Raw genomic sequence first — 18,184 nt, forward strand, 5'->3', positions numbered from 1 at the left:
GCGATCAACAGTTTCTGCGCCACCACTCTGCGCTACCACCCGAAGGCGGCCGATGTTCGATTTCACCATGTTGCGAGTGCGCCGCACGCCGATCATTATCAGCGCGCTCGCCGCCCTGTTCGTCATTGTGGCGAGCCTGGTGCTGCCGCGCTTCGTGGCCAGTCTCGGCTTTATCGTGATTTTGCTGGCCCTGCTCGCCTTCGTCGCCATGGTGACCCTGTTCCTGCTGCCCGTGCACGTTCTGCCGGCCGTGGCACTGGTCACCTTTGCGCTCATTCCGGCCCGCGTGCTGCCCCAGGACGGCCCGATCGGTGCCTTACCGCTGACCACCATGATCATCGTCGTCTGGGCGCTGCGCCGGCTGATCACCACCACGGCGAACGTTCCGCTCACGACGGCACCGGCCCCGTTCAAGTCGGCTACCCGCTTCTTCGCGGTGCTCTTTCTGGTCTGGTCACTGTTCACGCTGCTGCGCAGCCCCGACCTGCAGGCGAGCCTCGGCTGGACTATCAGTTTCAGCGCCGGCGCGTTGCTTCCGCTTTTCATCGGCACCGCGAGCCGGGAGTCCTTCTGGATTCGGCGGGCCTGGCTTCTGCTCGGCGCCTGGCTCGGAGCGTACGCCCTGATCGAGGGGGCGCTGCGCGCCAATCCGATCTGGGGCACGCTGTACACGGTGCTCGGCCTGAGCGACAGCCAGCACTGGTCGGTGTATCGCGCGACCGCATCGTTTGGGCATCCGCTGTTCGCCGGCCTATTTTTTGCCGTCGCGTGCGCCCTGGGGATCGGCGTCTGGCTGCGCGAGGACTCGAAACCGGCCCTCGTCACCGCGATCCTGAGCGGCCTCGGCCTCGTCGCCACCGTCTCGCGCGGTGCCATCCTGTCGGCGGCGATCGCCATCGGTTTCGCCTACTTCGTGTCGCTGGTGCTGCGCGGCGAAAAACACTGGGGCAAATTCGCGCTGCTCGCGGTGCTCGTGGCTGCGGGCATCGTCGCACTCTTCCAGTTCGATGCCTTTACCGCCCGCAACAACTCGGTCGAGGCCGAACTGTCGTCGCAGGCCCGCGACCTCGGCGTCTGGGTGTCCCTGCAGGCCGCGAATCTGACCGGTTGGATCGGGTCGGGGCCTGGCACTTCCGGCATCACCGGGCGCCTGTTCAACGAGGTCACGATCGAGAATTCGCTGCTGCAGCTACTGATCAGCATCGGCCTGCCCGGAGTGCTCCTGTTTCTGCTCGTGATCGGCTCGGCCGTGGCGCACGCGCTGTCCCAACGTGCCGTCGGCGCCGCGGCCGCTCTCGTCGCCTACACCGTCTGTATCGCCGGATTCAACGCGATCGACGCACTGCGCCCGATGCACCTGTTGCTTGGTTGTCTGTTGATTCTCACGCTGAATCCGGGCAAAACGGATGCCGCCGCCGGGCTTGTCACGGCGCCGGCACGACGATCACTCGCTCGCCCCAAACGGGGGTATGCGCGCATCTAACGTGCCGCCGGCTGGCACGCTACTCTAAACCGACAGATTATCAGTTACCGCCGGCATTCCCTGCCGGCCCGTAAGGGGTATGGGCGTGACGACGATAGGTTCGACAGGCACGGGCTCGACAAGAATCACCGTGTTGCAATCGCTGAGTGCACCCGATGGCACCACGCGCTACGTCAACCAGGTCGTCGAGGGCGCTCCGGACGCCGTGACCATGCGGTTCTTCACCTGGCGCACCGCGCTACTGGGCCGGTACGACGTCTTGCACGTGCACTGGCCGGAGCTGCTCATTCGCGCTCCCCGGCCGCTCAAGGCGAAGCTTCGTCGCGCCGCTCTCTACGCACTGCTGCTGCGCGCGCGGCTGCAGCGCATTCCGATCGTGCGCACCATGCACAACCTCACCCCGCACGAGGCCGGACAGAACGCGGAAACCCGCGCCCTCGAGGCACTCGATTCCCGTACGGCGCTCGTTATTCGACTGAATCCAACCACCCCGGTCGAACCGGAGTCCAAGGCCGTCACCATTCTGCACGGCCACTATCGGGACCGCTTCGCCGGCATGCCGATGTCGGACTCCTTGCCCGGGCGCATCCTCTATTTTGGACTGATTCGACCCTATAAGGGGGTCGAAACCCTGCTGCAGGTGTTTCGCGCGGTGCCGGGCGCGGATCTGACGCTGCGCATCGTCGGCCGCCCGTCCAGCGGCCTCGGTGCGGTCATAACCGCCGAACAGGCCGAGGACGAACGCATCAGCTCGGTACTGCGTTTCGTCTCCGACGAGGAACTCGTGGTGGAGGTCGGCGAAGCTGAACTGGTTGTGTTGCCCTACCGCGAAATGCACAATTCGGGCGTTCTGCTCGTCACCCTCTCCCTGGATCGGCCGGTGCTCGTGCCATCGACACCGTCCAATCTGGCTCTGGCCGAGGAGGTCGGCCCCGGCTGGATCTATCTGTACGAGGGCGAGCTCACGCCGTTGATCCTGCGCCACACCCTGGAGCGGATGCGCGCCGCCGGCTCCCGGCCGCGCCCCCACCTTGACGGGCGCGACTGGAAAACCCTGGGTCTGCAGAGTTATGGCACCTACCTGCGGGCCTTGCAGTTGACCGGTCGGCCCCGCCGGAGCATCCGTTGACCGCGACGATGCCACCATCGACCCCCTCAGCCCCGCTTCCCCGTTCCACCGCCGGACTCGGGCACACAGCGGGCCGGGGCGCATCGACGACCCTGGTCGGCCAGCTCATTCGCATCGGCGTGCAGCTCGGCGGCATCGTCGTGCTGGGCCGGCTGCTCGACCCGAGCGATTACGGGCTCGTCGCCTCGGTCGCCGCCATCATCGGTGTCGGCGAGGTGCTGCGCAACTTCGGGCTGTCGTCGGCGGCGATTCAGGTGCGCGAGCTCAGCCGGCAGCAGAAGGACAATCTGTTCTGGATCAACAGCCTGATCGGGCTCGCCCTCATGCTGCTGGCTGTGCTGTTCAGCCCCTTGATCGCGACACTGTACGGCGACGACCGGCTCGTGCTGCTCACCCAGGTACTCGCCGGCACGTTTCTGCTGAACGGCCTCGCCACCCAGTTTCGGGCCGATCTCAACCGCAACTTTCATTTCAAGGCACTGGCCGGCTCAGAGATCGGCGCGCAGGTCGGCGGGCTGGCCATTGGCATCGTCATGGCGCTCAATGGTTTCGGCTATTGGGCCCTCGCCGGGCAGCAGATCAGCCAGGGCATTCTCACCATCATCATTCTCGTTCCCATCACCAACTGGTTTCCGGGCTGGTTTCACCGCAAGACGCCGATGCGACACCTGATCGCGTTCGGCTCCAACCTGGCCGGCACCCAGCTGCTCGGCTACGCCAGTCGCAACACCGACACCATCGTGATCGGCGCAACCCTCGGCGCGGGCCCGCTCGGCCTGTACAACCGCGCTTTTCAGCTGCTGCTGCTGCCGCTCAACCAGATCAACGGCCCGTCCACCCGGGTGGCGCTGCCGGTACTGGCGCGGCTGCAGGACGACCCGGCCAAATACGACCGGTTCATTCTGCTCGGGCAAACCATCATGCTGCACGCCGTCACCATCGTGCTCGCGTTATCCTGCGCTCAGGCGCTGCCGATCATCAGCATCGCGCTCGGCAGCAATTGGCTCGGCTCCGCGCCAATCTTTCAGATTCTGGCCATCGCCGGGTTCTTCGAGGCTGCGGCCTACGCGACCTACTGGGTGTTTCTGTCGAAGGGCGTCACCAAGCAGAACCTGTACTTCGCCCTCTGCACCCGGCCGCTACTGGTCGCGTTCGTACTGCTCGGCTCCTTCTGGGGCGTCTACGGCGTCGCCGCCGGATATTCACTCGGCGTCGCCCTGATCTGGCCGATCGGCCTGTGGTGGATCAGCCGGGTAACGGATGCCCCGGCGCGCGCCATGTTTTTCGCCGGCGTTCGCGCCATCCTCGGCTACGGCTTCGCCACCGGGGCATCCTGGGCTGCCGTGCAGTGGATTCCGATCGAACTGCCCCTCGCCCGGGTGGCGCTCGGCGGTGTTGCGCTGCTCGTCGCGATTGGCATCGTCATGCTGGTCTGGCCCCGGTTTCGGCGCGATGTTCGCTCGATCGCGCAGGCCCGCAGCTTTCTGCGGTCGGCGAAGGTCTCACCCGCTGTTGCCGGTGGGTCCGCGACGGCGACCGATCAGCTCACTCCGGCGCCCCCCGCCGCCGCGCGCAGCACCCGCCGCGGTGGGCGCACCCGGCTGCGCATCGTGCGCAAACTGGACCGGACTTTGCACGGCCTGGCCGCGGCATCCGCTCTGCCGTATCTGCGTGATCGGGCCGCACTGCACCGGGCGATCGGGCAACTGGGGCCGGCCCCGGCGGGCACCGAGCGCTGGCACGTACTCGTCGCGCCGCCCGGCGAGGGAAACATTGGCGATCAGGCCATGATCGAGGCGTACCTCGAGAACGTCACAGGGCCGGTGCGGGTACTCGTGCGGGGCCCCAATGATGTGCGCATTCCGGCGGAACATTCCGCCCGGGCACGGCTCGAGCCGATCGCGCACCTGATCTATGGCAACGACCGCGCCCACCGACAGTCCATGGTGCAGCTCGCGGCCGTGCTGCGCGGGGCCCTGTCACTGACCGTGGTCGGCGCCGACATCATGGACGGCGCCTACAGCGTGCGTGCCTCGTCACGGCGAGCGGATGTCGCGAGCCTGGCCCGCAGCGTCGGGGTTGAAGCGCGCATTCTCGGCTTCAGCTGGAACGGCCACGCCAATCTGGGGGTACGCCGTTCACTCGGCCGCGCCGGTCGGTTGGGAACCCGGCTGCAGCTGCGCGACCCGGTCTCATCCGCGCGAGCTCGCGCCGACCGATTCAAGAACGTGATCGACGTCGCCGACGCCGTGTTCGCGGTGCGCACGAGCTCGCCCACCGCCGCCACGGAATACCTCGGCACCGCGCCGACGCCCTACGCCGTGGTGAACGCGAGCGCGCTGGTCGGGCGCAGCTTCGACCAGATCTCGGAGTACGCCGTGATCATCACCACCCTGCTCGAGGCCGGGCTGCTAGTGGTGCTGCTGCCGCATGTCGTGCGGCACAGCGGCGACGATGCCGCCGCCTGCCGCGCGGTGTTCGACCGGTTCGCCCAGGGGGCCGGCGCTGAAGATCGGGTTGTTCTGGTGAACCGGCTGCTCACGCCGGCCGAGGTGCGCGGACTCTGTGCTGGGGCGTCAATCGTGCTGACCGGTCGCATGCACCTCGCCGTACAGGCGCTGTATCACCGGGTTCCCGCCGTCGCGCTGTCCACCCAGGGCAAGGTCGCGGGCATGATGAGCCTGTTCGGCACGCAGGACCTGTGCGTAGAACCGGGCGTCGGCCTGGCCGAGCGTATGGTTCCCATCGTGCGCGCGGTCCTCGCCCAGCGAGGCGAGTACCGCGCCCGCCTGGCCGCCCAGCTGCCCGAGGTACAGCGCCTCGCCGCCCTCAATTTTGCCGGGCTTGCGAGCGGCGCCCGAGCCGATCCACCCCGATCTAACCAGCCCCGATCCCGCCCCACATTCTCGCGACCACGCGACGACAGAGAAGGCCGAGCATGACCCAGCCCACATCGCCCGACACCACCCATCCCCCGATGAACCCGAAGCCGACGCACCCACTGCTGCGCCGCATCCTCTTTGTCATTCCGTCGCTGCACGGCGGGGGCGCGGAATTCGTCGCGCGCACCTGGATGGGCTGGCTCGCCGACCAGGGCTACGAGGTACGTGTTGTGCTCACCGCCAGCGATGTGGAGCCGGGATACCTTCCCGAGGGGGTCAAGGGGCGATCTCTCGCCGGACAGCACGGGCATGTCGCCAAGACCGCGGCCCTGCGGCGCAGCCTGATCGACTGGCAGCCCGATGTCGCCGTGGCCCTGCAGGTGTATCCCAACCTCGTGCTGCTGACCGCGGCCCGGCTGCTGCCGGCGCGCGTGCGACCCCGGGTGCTCGTGAGCGAACGGAATCTGGTCTCGCTCGGCCTGCCCGGATCGAATCTCGCCCACCGGATCAAGATCGGCATCGCCAAGCGGATATATCGGTGGGCTGACCATGTCATCGCCATCTCGCATCCGGTCGCCGCTGAGCTGGTTTCGGCGTTCGGCGTGCGCGGAGACCGCATCACCGTCGTCGCCAACCCGGCCACTGCGAAGCTGCGCGGAACACCGCGCGGGCCGGGCCGGACGAGTGTGCACGCCCGCGTTGCCGGCGACGGAGCCGGAGCCGTAACCGTGACCGAGAGCGGAGCCGACCGGACCGGCACCGCTACGATCGTGGCGCCCGGGGCTCGGCGCCCCGGGACGGCCAACGGAATTCAGATCGTGCTGGCCTGCCGGCTGGTCGAACAGAAGCGACCGCTGCTGGCCATTGCGGCGGCGGCCGAACTGGCCAGGCGGGGCGTCGCTGTCGAGGTCGTGTCGTTCGGCGGTGGTCCGCTGCTTGGCGATGTGCAGGCCGCAGCCCGACAGGCCGACGTGATCTTTCACCACCGCGGCTGGGTCGAGACCTGGTTCGACGAGTTCGGCGACAACGCCGTGGCCCTGCTCACCTCGAGCCGGGAGGGCTTCGGCAATGTACTGGTCGAGGCCGCCGCGGCCGGGTATCCCTCGGTGGCCGTATCGGGGGCGCTCGGCGTAGCGGATGCAATTGTGCCCGGTATCACGGGCGAGCTCGCGTTGTCTGCGCGGCCCGCGGACCTCGCAGACGCCATTCTGCGCGCAGCCGAGCTCCCGCTCGACCACATCGGGCCGTGGCTGGCCCGCTTCTCCGAGCAATCGAGCGGCGCCGACCTGGAGCGAGTGCTCATTTCGACGCTGGAGCGCGCATGAGAATCTTTGCCTCGGCCATGGGCCAGATCGACAATGTCGGCGACACCGTGCTGCGCCGGGCCTTCCTCGACGCCCTGCGGGAGGCCGGCGAGCTGCAGGTGTTCGTCGGATCCCGAGCTGACTCCTACCTGAGCGGACTCGGTCTGCACGACGCCGATCGGCTGTTTCGCACGAGCACCGACTGGCGACGCGAGATTTCACGGTCGACGCTGCGGGAAGCATCCGTTTATGCCTTCAATGCCGGGGAAATGGAGCTGCAACGCGCCTACGCGCTGCGCTATCTGCGCCTTGCGCCGCACCTCGCGCTCAATCGGCTGCGCGGCGGGCACGCCGTGCACACCGGGTTCGGCGTGCGGCAGAACACGAAGTGGCGCATTCCGGTGGCCGCGACCCTGCGCCTCTGCGACCTCGTGGCCTGGCGCGACGACTATAGCCTGGCAGCGATGGGGCTCGGCCGCATCGCTCCCGACTGGGCTTTTGCCACCGGGGCAGCGGATGTCGACCTGCTCGCGTCGACGCCCGACCGGCCACTGCTCGCCGTGTCGGTGCGCTACAACGGGCGGCGCCCGGACTCCGCGTGGATTCAGGCCATGCGCGGCCTCGCCGGCGCCTTCGGGCTGCAGATCGTCGCGGTCTCCCAGATCGAACGCGACGGACCACTGGCCGAGGAACTCGCCGTCAAGCTCGGCGGAACCGCGCTGGTTTGGGATGGACCGGACCATGCCGAGCAGGAAGTGAAGCTGCGGGCGGTCTACCAGCGGTCGCTGCTCGTGGTGACCGACCGGCTGCACGCGGCGGTGATCGGACTGACCGAGGGCGCCCTGCCGCTCGTGATCGCCGAGGGCGGACACTCCAAGGCGGCGCGCACGCTCGATGCGGTCGGCATCAAGGGCGCCACGATCGGCTGGACCCTGCCAGACGCCGCGGCGCTCGAGCGTCGCGCCCGCGATGTGATCAGCCGTCGGGAACCGATTCTGCGGCACGTGGTCGAGGCCCGGGCTTCGCTTTCGGAGTTGACCCGCGCAATTCGGAAGCTGACCGAGTGAGCGAGGGCGACGCGACCGAGTGGCCGGTCGTGAGCGTCATCGTTCCGGCCTACAACGCCGCCGAGTTTCTGGAAGGTGCCATCGACCGGCTGCTCCACCAGACTCTGTCCAACATCGAGATCATCGTGGTCGACGACGGCTCAACGGATGCGACGGCCGCGATCGGTGCGCGGGTGGCCGGCGCGCACGCATCCGTTCATTTCTTTCAGCAGGAACGCAATGGTGGAGTCGCGCTCGCCCGGAGCCGGGCGGTCGCCGAAAGCCGGGGTGAGTTTCTCTGGTTCGTCGATTGTGACGATGATTGGGCCGAGTCCGCGCTGGACAAGCTCGTGACTGCGGCCCGGTCGACCGGCGCCGACGTGGTGGTCTGCGGCGCGGAGTACGTCTATCCCGGCCAGCGGCGCGGCCTGGCCGCGCCCGCCCTGCCGCAGCCGATCACCGGTGCGGCGGCATTTGGGCTGCTGCTCGACGGCGACATCACCGGGCATCTCTGGAACAAGCTGTTCCGACGTGCTCTCGCCAGCGAGATCGAGTTCACGCCGGCCCGGGTGCACTCCGATCTGGCCATGGTCGCGCAGCTGATCGCCGCGTCCGATCGGGTCGCCGCGATCAGCGACACGCTCTACTCCTATGTCGTGCGCGACGGGTCGATCATCCGCTCCGGGTCGCGCCGGGCTGAATCGCTGCTGTTGGTCGAGCAGGCCGTCACCACTGCCGCAATCACCCTCGACACCCGCATCATCGGCTCCAACTCGTACGGCTACTTTCGACTGCGCTACGTGCTGCTGTCCGGGCTGAAAGACGCCCTGAGCGGTCCATACGACGCCGAGGAGCGCGACGAGATCGTCGCCGAACTGCGCTCGCGGCTGACCTGGCGGCTCGTGCTGCTCGCCGCGGGCCGCCGCGATTGGAAGCGCCTCGCGCTGGCCGCCACCGCCAAGGTGAGCGTTGGGCTGCACCGTCGTGTGCTGCGCCTCGCGGCCGAGCAGGGCGCCGCCTGAGTTGCCTCCGCCCGCCGGGATATTTCGTCACGCGAGACAGCGGCATTCGTGGCACTTTCACAGGAAAGTGAAACGGATTCGACTTTGATGATCGATAGGCTCGGACCCATAGTTCAATCCGAGTAGTCCCTACGCTGTCGGTCATCGAACGCCGAATACGCACCCTGCACCCACCGGGCCAGCATCCGCCACCAGGCACCTGTCAGAACGACACGCTGCTTCAGATAACGCGGAATCACGACACTCCTGCCCGGATCGCCAAGGTCGACGAACCGACCCTCGCCCGCGCAGCCGGTGCGACCGCTGCATCAGCTCGTTCGAACCGTACCTAGCGCTTCGAACGCGTACAGCACCCGCTGTCCATTCGTGAACCCGATTCTCCGGAGGACGTCCACCGTGCCCCTTTTTCGCCAGCCCACTGACAGTAAACCGCACGCTCACCGGCCCACGACGTCCGCCCGCCACGCCGTGATCGCTGTCGCCACCTTCTTCGCTGTCACGATTGCGGCGCTCGCTCCCCTCACCATTCCTGTTCCAGGCGGTGAAGTGGCGGCCGCCGCGACCGTACGCACCGTGATCGACAGCAAGTCGTCAAAGATCAACTATTCCGGAACCTGGCGCACCACCCGCAATGCCGCCGACCGCGGCGGATCGGTGCGGTTTCAGTTCAGCCCGGGCAGCGCCTCGATGACCTTTGAGGGATCCAGTGTCGCCTACGTGACACGCACCACCACGAGCTCCGGAAAGAGCACGGTTTCCATCGACGGCAAGGTCGTCGCAACCGTCAACGGTTACTCCGCGACCACCCAACACAAGCAGACCGCGTTCAGCACGGCGGGCCTCGGCAGCGGCAGCCACACCATCACAATCACCCGCACCGGTAAGAAGGACCCCCGCTCCACCGGTACCAACAGCATTATTGACGCGTTCGTCGTCAATCCCCAAGCCGCTTCCGCTCCAGCACCGGCGCCGATCGCCGCCCCAGCTCTCCCGTTCATGCAGACGCCGTCCGGCGTGCACCGCTACGCCGACTGCCCGGCCGCGACCGAGGCGGTGAGCAACGCCGACGAGCTCATATCCGCCGTCGACCGTGCCCGACCCGGGACCGTCATCCACCTGGCGCCCGGCACCTACCGGGACCAGATCAACATGCACGCGAACGGCACGAAAGCCGACCCGATCTGGGTCTGCGGCCCGCGTGACGCCGTCATCGATGTCGGCAGCGTTCAGGACAACCACGGCATCCAGATCAAGAATTCCTCGAACCTCGTGATCGCCGGCATGACCGTCACCAACAGCCTCAAGGGCATCAGCGTGGTTCACAGCACCAACGTCACGATTGCCGACACGCGCGTCGAGAACATCGGCTACGAGGGCATCCACTTGCGTGATTTCACGACCGACAGCACCGTCGTCGGCAACACGATTTCACGCACCGGCCAGCGCGATGCGCAGTTCGGCGAGGGCATTTACATCGGTACCTCGGAGAACAACTGGTGCGCGCAGACCGACTGCAGGCCGGATCGTACCGATCGCATCCGGGTGCTGGGCAACACGATCAGCAGCACCAGCGCCCAGCCGATCGAGGTGAAAGAAGGCACGTCAAACGGCGTCATTCGCGACAACGTCATCGACGGCGCCAACGGCATGCGGGACGCTCAGGAATGGGTCAAGGTCAAGGTCAAGGGCAACGACTGGACCATCGTCGGAAACACGGGCAGCAACAGCCCCCTGCACGGCTTCACGGTCAACGGCAGTGTCGCGGGCTGGGGCCTGCGCAATACCTTCACCGACAACTCCGGTGCGGTCAATGCCGAGGGATACGCCTTCTTCATCCACGAGAAGGGCCGCAAGGGCTCGAGCGACACCGAGGTCTCATGCTCGAACTCGGTCACCCGCGCGGCCGAGGGCTTCTCTAACCTCCCCTGCACCGGGTAGCGGCTGCGGCGCGCGGCCGAACGCTGCACGCGCTGAGCTGAGTTGCTCGCGCCAGCAGCAAACCCGCGCGGCCGAGCAGTGCGACAGAAGTCCGGGAGACAGAAACTCAAGGGTTCAAAAACCACTCTAGGCACTTTCACAGGAATGACGGGTGCCGCACGTCGGACAGCCCGCTGCCTCTTTCCCGTCGAGTCGTTGACTTAGCCCACAATGGGCATTAGCACTGGTCAGGGCCAAATCAAGAGGCTCGCTCAGTTTCGCAGCGGCCGACCGCCGAGACGGGCGCTGAAGCGCACGCGCACGCCCGCGCGAGGAGAGGCGTTCGCATCCGCTTATTTCGTGCCCACAAACCCATTTGCACACGGGTAACGTGCAGCAGTTCAGACGCTAATTGTCGAAGTGAGCACGGCGATCACCGCCGAGCATCACGAAGATCATATGCGTCGAAACCCCCGGGTTCACGGACGTAACCACCAAGTCCATGAACATCCGGAAGGTCCACTACGTTGTTCCCCCCCTTCACCCGACGTGCCACCATCGCCGCCGTCGCCATCGCCGCGCTGGTTCCGCTCAGCGCCATGATCCCCGCCGCAGCGGCCGTCGCCGCGACAGCGCCCGTCGGCACCACGGTGATCGACAGCGCCTCCACACAGGTCAAGTACGCCGGCACCTGGCGCACCACGGGCTCACCCTCCGACAGCGGAGGATCGGTGCAGTTCGCCTCCACAACGGCAACGAGCGCCTCACTGACCTTCACGGGCTCGACCGTGGCCTTCATCACCCGAATGACCAGCAGCTCCGGCAAGAGCGATATCTCGATCGACGGCAAGGTCGTCGCCACGGTCAACGGCTACTCCGCCACGACGAAGTACCAGCAGAGCCTGTTCAGCACCACGAACCTCTCCAGCGGGACCCACACCATCAAGGTCAGCCGCACCGGCCAGAAGGATTCCCGATCCACCGGAACCAGCAGCATCGTCGACGCGTTCCTCACCAAGTCCCCCGCAACCGCAACCGCAACCGCGCCAGCGCCAGCGCCAGCGCCCACCCCGACCGCCACCGCGGTCCCGGTGACCACGACGGCCACGATGGATGCCCCGGTCGGCTCGACCACCGTCGACAGCGAATCGGCGCAGGTCAAGTACGCCGGCACCTGGCGCACCTCCGGCTCCAGCAGCGACTCCGGCGGATCGGTCAGGTTCTCGACCACCTCGGGTAACGCTTCCTTCACCTTCCAGGGCACCAGCGTCGCGTTCATCACCCGTCTGACCAGCGCCTCCGGCACGAGCGACATCGCCATCGACGGCCAGGTCGTCGCTACGGTCAACGGCTACTCCGCGAGCACGGCCTATAAGCAGGTTGCTTACAGCACGACGAACCTCTCCGCCGGTACCCACACCATCACGGTATCCCGCACCGGCCAGAAGGATGCCCGCTCCACCGGCACCAGCAGCATCGTCGACGCATTCGTCGTGTCGGCCGTACCGAGCACCGCGCCCACCCCGGCACCGATCAGCACCCACCGCTACGCCGACTGCCCGGCCGCAACCGTCACGGTGACGACCGCCAAAGAGCTCATGACCGCTGCAGCCCAGGCACAGCCCGGCACCGTCATCAAGATGGCCCCCGGCACCTACAACGCCCAGATCAACATGACCGTGAACGGAACAGCCACCAACCCGATCTGGGTCTGTGGACCGCGCACCGCCGTGGTCAACGTCGGCAGCATCCAGAACAACCACGGTATCCAGATCTCCAACTCCTCGAACGTCGTAGTCGCCGGAATGACCGTCACCAACAGCCTCAAGGGCATCAGCGTGATCCGCAGCAAGAACGTCACCATCGCCGACACCCTGGTTGACAACATCGGCTATGAAGGCATCCACCTGCGGGCTTTCACCACCGACAGCAAAGTCGTCGGCAACACCATTCGCAATACCGGCAAGCGCGACCCGTTCTACGGTGAGGGCATCTACATCGGAACCTCAGACGCCAACTGGTGCGCCCAGACCGACTGCCTGCCCGACCGCACCGACCGCACCCTCCTGATGGGCAACACCATCAGCCTGACCGGCGCCCAGCCGATCGAGGTCAAGGAAGGCACCTCGTACGGCATCATCCGCGACAACGTCATTGACGGCACCAACGCCATGCCGCGCGCCGAGGAATGGGTCAAGGTCAAGGGTAACGACTGGCAGATCTACCAAAACAAGGGTACCAACAGCACCATGCACGGCTTCGCGGTCAACGGAAGCGTTGCAGGCTGGGGCCTGCGCAACGTGTTCTTCGATAACACCGTTCCGGTCAACGCCGCGGGCTTCGGCTTCTTCATCCACGAACAGGGCAGCAAGGGTGCCAGCGGCACCAAGGTCTACTGCTCCAACACCGTCACGGCTGCTGGGTCCGGTTTCTCGAACCTGGCCTGTACCTCTTAGCCACCCGGTCGCTTCGTCGTTCGAGTGCAGTGGTCCAGCTGCGCTCGATACGCGGAAAGACCGCGGCAGCCGAATAGGTAGTCTCAAAGGCGGATCTGGCCAGATCCGCCTTTTTGGCGCGCCAGGGGGCATCCGTCATCGCCCGGTGCAGGGCCGCCTCGAGGGCGTCGACGTCGCCGGGCTCCATGAGCATGCCGACCCCACCGGCCAGGACGGCCGGCACCCCACCGACGCTGGTCGCCACGACACAATTGGTGCGCGCCATCGCCTCGAGAATGAACATAGGCATCGCCTCGTCGCGGGAGGGCAACACCGCGATCGCGGAGCGCTCGAGCATCTCCATTAGGGCAGCATGGCTGAGCGGGCCGACAAATTCCGCCCCAGTCAGCGGCTGCGCAGGCTGGTCGCCGATCGGCCCGGCAATGACCAATTTCCAGAGCGGATGCTGCGGCGCGAGCCGTTCCCACGCCGCCACGAGTACGTCGACGCCCTTGCGCTTGCTGACCGCACCGCCGAACACGACGAGGTTCTCGATCTGCCGCACGGCACCAGCGGCGACGGCGTTCGGCACGAGTACGACCCGCTCCCCCGGCACGAACTCCGCCGCAGCAGCGTGCGATTCAACCGACAGGGTCAGCACCACGTCGGCGGAGCGCAGCACGCTCCCCACCAGACCGGGGCGCTTGCGGGCGAAGTCGGCAAACGAACTACCGTGCAGCTGTGCCACGGTCGCGAAACCACGCGCGTGGGCCAGGGCGAGCAGCGCGCCTTCCCGCGCGAAGGATCCGCCCTGGGACAGGTGCGCAACGACGACGGTGCGCTCCGGGTTGGCCAGCCGCAGCAGCTTCCAGAAAGCGGATGCTGCAACCCCGGCCGCGCGCAGCCCGCCGCTGCCGTCCCGCGAGGACACCATACGCAGCTCGAAGTCGACAAAGGAATGCGCCAAATAGCCATTGACCACCTGACTCATGCCGCCGGCGACCTCACCACTGCGTCCAACGTGCACGGCAATGAAACGTTCGGCCGTGCGCCGGGATACGTGCCGCTGGGCGGCGACCGGGGTGGTATTGAGCGGGTCAGCGTTTTGCGGGTTGATCGTGAGCGCCGCTATGTTGATCGGCTCGGTATTGGCCGCCTCGCCGATGCTCACCGCACACTTTCGATGCTCAGCACCTGGTCGAGCAGGCGACGCACGGTCTGTAATTCGGCCTGCGCTTCGGCCAGGCCGGCCAAAATGGGCTCGCGCCGGCCGAGCAGGTTCTGCAGCCGATCCCGGATTTGGGCGCTACTGAGTCCTGCGCTGTCAATGCTCACGTCGTGCAGGCCGGCCGCGGCAAAATGCCGGGCGATCTTGTCCGCCCGACCACCTTTGGGCTGTCCGCTGACCAGGAGCGCGGCCGGAACTGCTCCCTCGGTGAGCGCGCCGACGAGCACGTGCAGCCGGTCGCTCACGGCGAGCGCCGCCAGTCGGTAGAGGTCGCGCAGGCGCTGCTCCTGCTCGTCGTGGCCGGTGCCGTTCCAGCGCAGGGCATGCCCGTCCAGGTCGGCGGCGAGTTGGCCGCATTTGTCGTCGTCGCGCAGAACCTGGGTCACGCACCAGATCGTGAGGCCATTGTCGGCCGCCACGGCTCGCACCCCGGCGAGCCACTCATCGCTCGGATAGTCCAGATCGGAGCGCATGGATACGACCAGCACGTCGCGAACCTCGTCGGCCAGATCACGCTTTTCTGCCCGACCGTCGCTCGCAAAGGCGAGGTCGGGCATGATGCGGCCTTGCCCGAGATATCCGGCGGTGGCGGCATCGCGCCAGAGCGACAGATTGGACAGTGCAATGGACGGGCCCATCAGGGCGCGCGGCAGCGGTGCAAAATTGCGGCTGCCCACGCCCACCCGGGCCACCCGGCCATGTCGAGCGCGCACGAGCGCGAGCACCGGCAGCATAGCGAGGTGCTCCTTCATGCCGATCAGGGTCAGCTGAATTTCTCCCGGCTTGAACACGTACGATGCCCGGCCGCGGGCGGCGCTGCGTAGTGCCGCCGCGTACCAGGCACGAAACGACCGGTACTGCACATCGTCCGGCGCCAGGCCGAGTCCTTCCGCGTAGCCATCGGGGGCTTCGCCGACATAGATGTGCAGCGGGCCGTTGGGCCGCAACCAGTCGAGCAGCTGCCGGCGAAGCAGAATGTCACCAATGTTGTCGTACTGTCCGCGGGCCGGCACGAAAATTTCGCGCAGCATCCGCTCGCTTGGTGCGGTGGCGCTCATCGGTCGGTGGTCAGCGAAACGCTGACGCCGGTGTCGATCACGCGGCCGGCAGCGAAGCGGATAACCTCAGCCGTCAGGTCGGGCGCATCAACGGCCCGAGCGACTCCGAGGCATTCGGCGAGCTCGGCGATCTGCATCTGGTGGTCGTCGACGTGTTCGCCGCGGTGCTTGCGGCGGGTCACGATCACCGGAAAGACCCCCAGCTCAAGCAGGCCCATGAAGGTGCCAACGCCGGCGTGGGTGATCACGACGTCGGCCGTGAGGGCAGCATCGACGAACATCGCGGTCGGCATCATCTGGTGTACCTGACCGGGCAGGTCGGTCCGGTCGGTGGTGAAACCGAGCTGCCAGACGGTGCGTTCGTCGGCGAGGCCGCTCGCCAGCACGGCATCGACGAGGGAGTCGAACCGGTACCCCTCGATGGTGCCGAGGGTGACGAACAGGCTGGGGCGGTCCGGCGCGTGTTTGACCAGCGCATGGTACGTGGAGAGCACACTCGGGTATGTTCTCCACCGCCCCGTCGCCCAGGCCAGGTGCTGGGTGCGCACGCTGACCAGCCGGCTGGCGGCGAGCACCCGCCCGCTGAGTGAGGGGCCTTCCACTCGCGAGACGCTCTCGATGTACAGGCTGGGCACGCCGCTGATCGCAGCCTGGGGCAGCGCGGCCACGGCCAGGCCGGCCCCCGTGCTCACAGCACCGTCGAAGGATTCGTGCTTGAGCACCCGCCGGACGATTCCGGCCGCGCGCATCATGCCGAGGTAGTCGCGCGGGCGTACATAGGGCACGTGGATGCGGCGCTGACCGGCCAGCAGGGATCGGCTTTGCATGGAGTCAAAGGTGACCCAGAGCGAGCTCGGCGAGGCGCCAAGTCCGGGGGCGAGGCGAACGAGCTGAGCGAGATGGCCGCCGGTTGAGGCGACGAGCAGAAGCTTCCGTTGCGTGGGCGGCAGCGGATCGAGCGGGTAGGACGAGTGCACGGACACTGAGGCTCCCTTCGGGTAAAGCCTGGGTGGGACGGTTTCGAACGTGCGTCATCGAACGTGCGCTATTCGGGCGGTGGAGTTGTCGATCGGCGAAGCTGAACTGGTACGGCTGAGCAGGTGTCGCTGAATTACCAGGTGACGCGGGTGTGGGTCGGGTTGTCTGTCGAGGAAGTGTCGCTATCGACCGGCGTTGGGCCGCGATCGATCGCGGCCGCGGCGGTGGATCGACTCGGCCGCAGGGACGGGCGCAGGGGCGGACGAGGCGAGACCGCGAATCCGCCGTCACGCACGAGCGCGTCGGGGCCGCGGGTGGGGACCATGGCAAGCACGACGCCGAGCGGCGTCGTGCCGACGGCTTCGAGGGCGTCGAACGCGGCGAGCAACTCGGCCTCACTCACCCGGTTGGCGCCAACCACCAAAACCGTGCCACCGGTCCAGCGGCTGAGCACAGCAGCGTCGGTGACCGCGAGTACCGGCGGGGCGTCGATGAGCACGTAGTCGTAGCTGCTGCTGAGCACATCGAGCACGGTGCCCATGGCCGTCGAACCGAGCAGTTCGCTCGGGTTGGTGGGGATCTTGCCGGAGGAGAGCACGGTGAGCGGATGCAGCGTGCCCCACGATTGCAAGGAATCCTTGAGCGGCACATCCCCGACCAGCACGTCGGTCAGGCCGCGGTCTGGGTCAAGGCCGAGGTAGTCGGCCAGCCGGGGCGTGCGCAGATCGGCGTCGATCACGGCGACGGTCGCGCCGCTCTCGGCGAGTACGATGGCAAGGTTGACCAGGGTGGTGGTCTTGCCCTCACCCGTGACGGACGACGTCACGACCAGGCTGCGCCGGCTGGTATCGGCGTCGGCGAACTCGAGGTTCGTGCGCAGCACCCGGAATGCCTCGGCGCGTGCGGTGGCCGGACCGTCGGGGGTGATGATCGGGTTGGCGTGCGCTTCAAGGGGGATGCCGCCGAGCACTGGAACCACCGTGAGGCGCTCGATGTCGTCACGGTTGTAGATGCGACGATCGAGCAGTCCGATCAGGAACGCGGTCACCAGGCCGACCAACAGTCCAATGAGCAGGCCGACAGCGAGGTTGAGATAGAGCTGGGGCAGCGCCGGGTTGTCCGGCACCACCGCGGGGTCGAGGACACCAACCGTGACCGGGCTGGCTCCGCCGTCCGCTGGGGTTTCCAGCTGGTTGATGACCACGTCGGTGAAGCTTTCCGACACGGCCTCGGCGAGCTGCTGCGCGGCATCCGCTGTCGAAGCGAGGGCGGTGATTTCGATGACGGCCGAACCGGGCTGGGTGGTGGCGGTGACCCGCTCGGCCAGGTTGGCGGCGGTCTCGTTGAGGCCCAGGCTCGTGATCACCGGGTCGAGCACGCGGGGGCTGGTCGCCACGTCGAGGTAGTAGGGCAGCTTCTGCACGACAAAGTTGTTGCCCTGCACCAGGTCACCGGGGGTGGATCCGATCTGAATCTGCGCGGCTACGAAGACCCGGGTCGAGGCCTGGTATTGCACGGGGGTGAGCAACGCGGCTGCGGCCCCACCGACGACGCCCAACAAGGTGAAAGCCACGATGAGAATCCATCGCTTTCGTAGAATTCGAGCCAGACGCTTCAGTTCCATGCGCGCTTCTCTCCGAGTGATTAATGCGTCGTACTTCGGGTGTACGACGACAGAAACCTATGTTGGCATAAAAATCCT

Annotated in this window: 12 protein-coding genes; 8 read left to right on the plus strand and 4 right to left on the minus strand. The window is 66.9% G+C overall.

Annotated features, from left to right (window positions below):
• The first annotated feature begins 52 nt into the window (after nt 1-52).
• The 8 genes from CXY80_RS19615 to CXY80_RS18815 all read left to right on the plus strand — a co-directional run bounded on the left by CXY80_RS19615 (nt 53) and on the right by CXY80_RS18815 (nt 13,239).
• Complete coding sequence (locus CXY80_RS19615) at nt 53-1,483, plus strand: O-antigen ligase (protein WP_146812647.1); 1,431 nt, start codon at nt 53-55, stop codon at nt 1,481-1,483.
• 130 nt (nt 1,484-1,613) lie between these two features.
• Nucleotides 1,614-2,612, plus strand: coding sequence for a glycosyl transferase (locus tag CXY80_RS18790; protein ID WP_199182297.1), 999 nt, complete (start codon nt 1,614-1,616; stop codon nt 2,610-2,612).
• Nucleotides 2,613-2,620: 8 nt separating this feature from the next.
• Nucleotides 2,621-5,554, plus strand: coding sequence for an oligosaccharide flippase family protein (locus tag CXY80_RS19620; protein WP_158251709.1), 2,934 nt, complete (start codon nt 2,621-2,623; stop codon nt 5,552-5,554).
• On the plus strand, nt 5,551-6,819 hold the full coding sequence (locus CXY80_RS18800; protein WP_104133366.1) for a glycosyltransferase: 1,269 nt from the start codon (nt 5,551-5,553) through the stop codon (nt 6,817-6,819). Before CXY80_RS19620 ends, CXY80_RS18800 begins: the two co-directional genes overlap by 4 nt.
• Entirely contained in the window at nt 6,816-7,865 is a 1,050-nt protein-coding gene (locus tag CXY80_RS19245) for a polysaccharide pyruvyl transferase family protein (protein ID WP_134479225.1), read from the plus strand. The genes CXY80_RS18800 and CXY80_RS19245 overlap by 4 nt, the downstream gene beginning before the upstream one ends.
• Nucleotides 7,862-8,866 (plus strand): glycosyltransferase, encoded by a 1,005-nt coding sequence (locus CXY80_RS18805; RefSeq protein WP_158251710.1) that lies wholly within the window; start codon nt 7,862-7,864, stop codon nt 8,864-8,866. The genes CXY80_RS19245 and CXY80_RS18805 overlap by 4 nt, the downstream gene beginning before the upstream one ends.
• A gap of 396 nt (nt 8,867-9,262) precedes the next feature.
• Nucleotides 9,263-10,804, plus strand: coding sequence for a right-handed parallel beta-helix repeat-containing protein (locus CXY80_RS18810; RefSeq protein WP_146070770.1), 1,542 nt, complete (start codon nt 9,263-9,265; stop codon nt 10,802-10,804).
• Between the two features lie 506 nt (nt 10,805-11,310).
• Nucleotides 11,311-13,239, plus strand: coding sequence for a right-handed parallel beta-helix repeat-containing protein (locus tag CXY80_RS18815; protein ID WP_104133369.1), 1,929 nt, complete (start codon nt 11,311-11,313; stop codon nt 13,237-13,239).
• Here CXY80_RS18815 and CXY80_RS18820 read toward each other — a convergent pair.
• The 4 genes from CXY80_RS18820 to CXY80_RS18835 all read right to left on the minus strand — a co-directional run bounded on the left by CXY80_RS18820 (nt 13,193) and on the right by CXY80_RS18835 (nt 18,106).
• A complete protein-coding gene (locus CXY80_RS18820; RefSeq protein ID WP_092449708.1) occupies nt 13,193-14,389 on the minus strand; it encodes a glycosyltransferase family 4 protein in 1,197 nt (398 codons plus the stop codon). The two genes, CXY80_RS18815 and CXY80_RS18820, sit on opposite strands and share 47 nt — an antisense overlap.
• Nucleotides 14,386-15,504 carry a polysaccharide pyruvyl transferase family protein gene (locus CXY80_RS18825; RefSeq protein WP_134479219.1) on the minus strand — a complete coding sequence of 373 codons (1,119 nt, stop codon included), beginning with the start codon at nt 15,502-15,504 and terminating at the stop codon, nt 14,386-14,388. Before CXY80_RS18825 ends, CXY80_RS18820 begins: the two co-directional genes overlap by 4 nt.
• Nucleotides 15,501-16,487 carry a glycosyltransferase gene (locus CXY80_RS18830; RefSeq protein WP_198416432.1) on the minus strand — a complete coding sequence of 329 codons (987 nt, stop codon included), beginning with the start codon at nt 16,485-16,487 and terminating at the stop codon, nt 15,501-15,503. The genes CXY80_RS18825 and CXY80_RS18830 overlap by 4 nt, the downstream gene beginning before the upstream one ends.
• Nucleotides 16,488-16,615: 128 nt before the next feature.
• Nucleotides 16,616-18,106 (minus strand): polysaccharide biosynthesis tyrosine autokinase, encoded by a 1,491-nt coding sequence (locus tag CXY80_RS18835; protein WP_092449704.1) that lies wholly within the window; start codon nt 18,104-18,106, stop codon nt 16,616-16,618.
• Nucleotides 18,107-18,184 lie beyond the last annotated feature (78 nt).

The sequence above is a fragment of the Cryobacterium sp. M91 genome (assembly GCF_002929615.1).
GTDB lineage: Bacteria > Actinomycetota > Actinomycetes > Actinomycetales > Microbacteriaceae > Cryobacterium > Cryobacterium levicorallinum.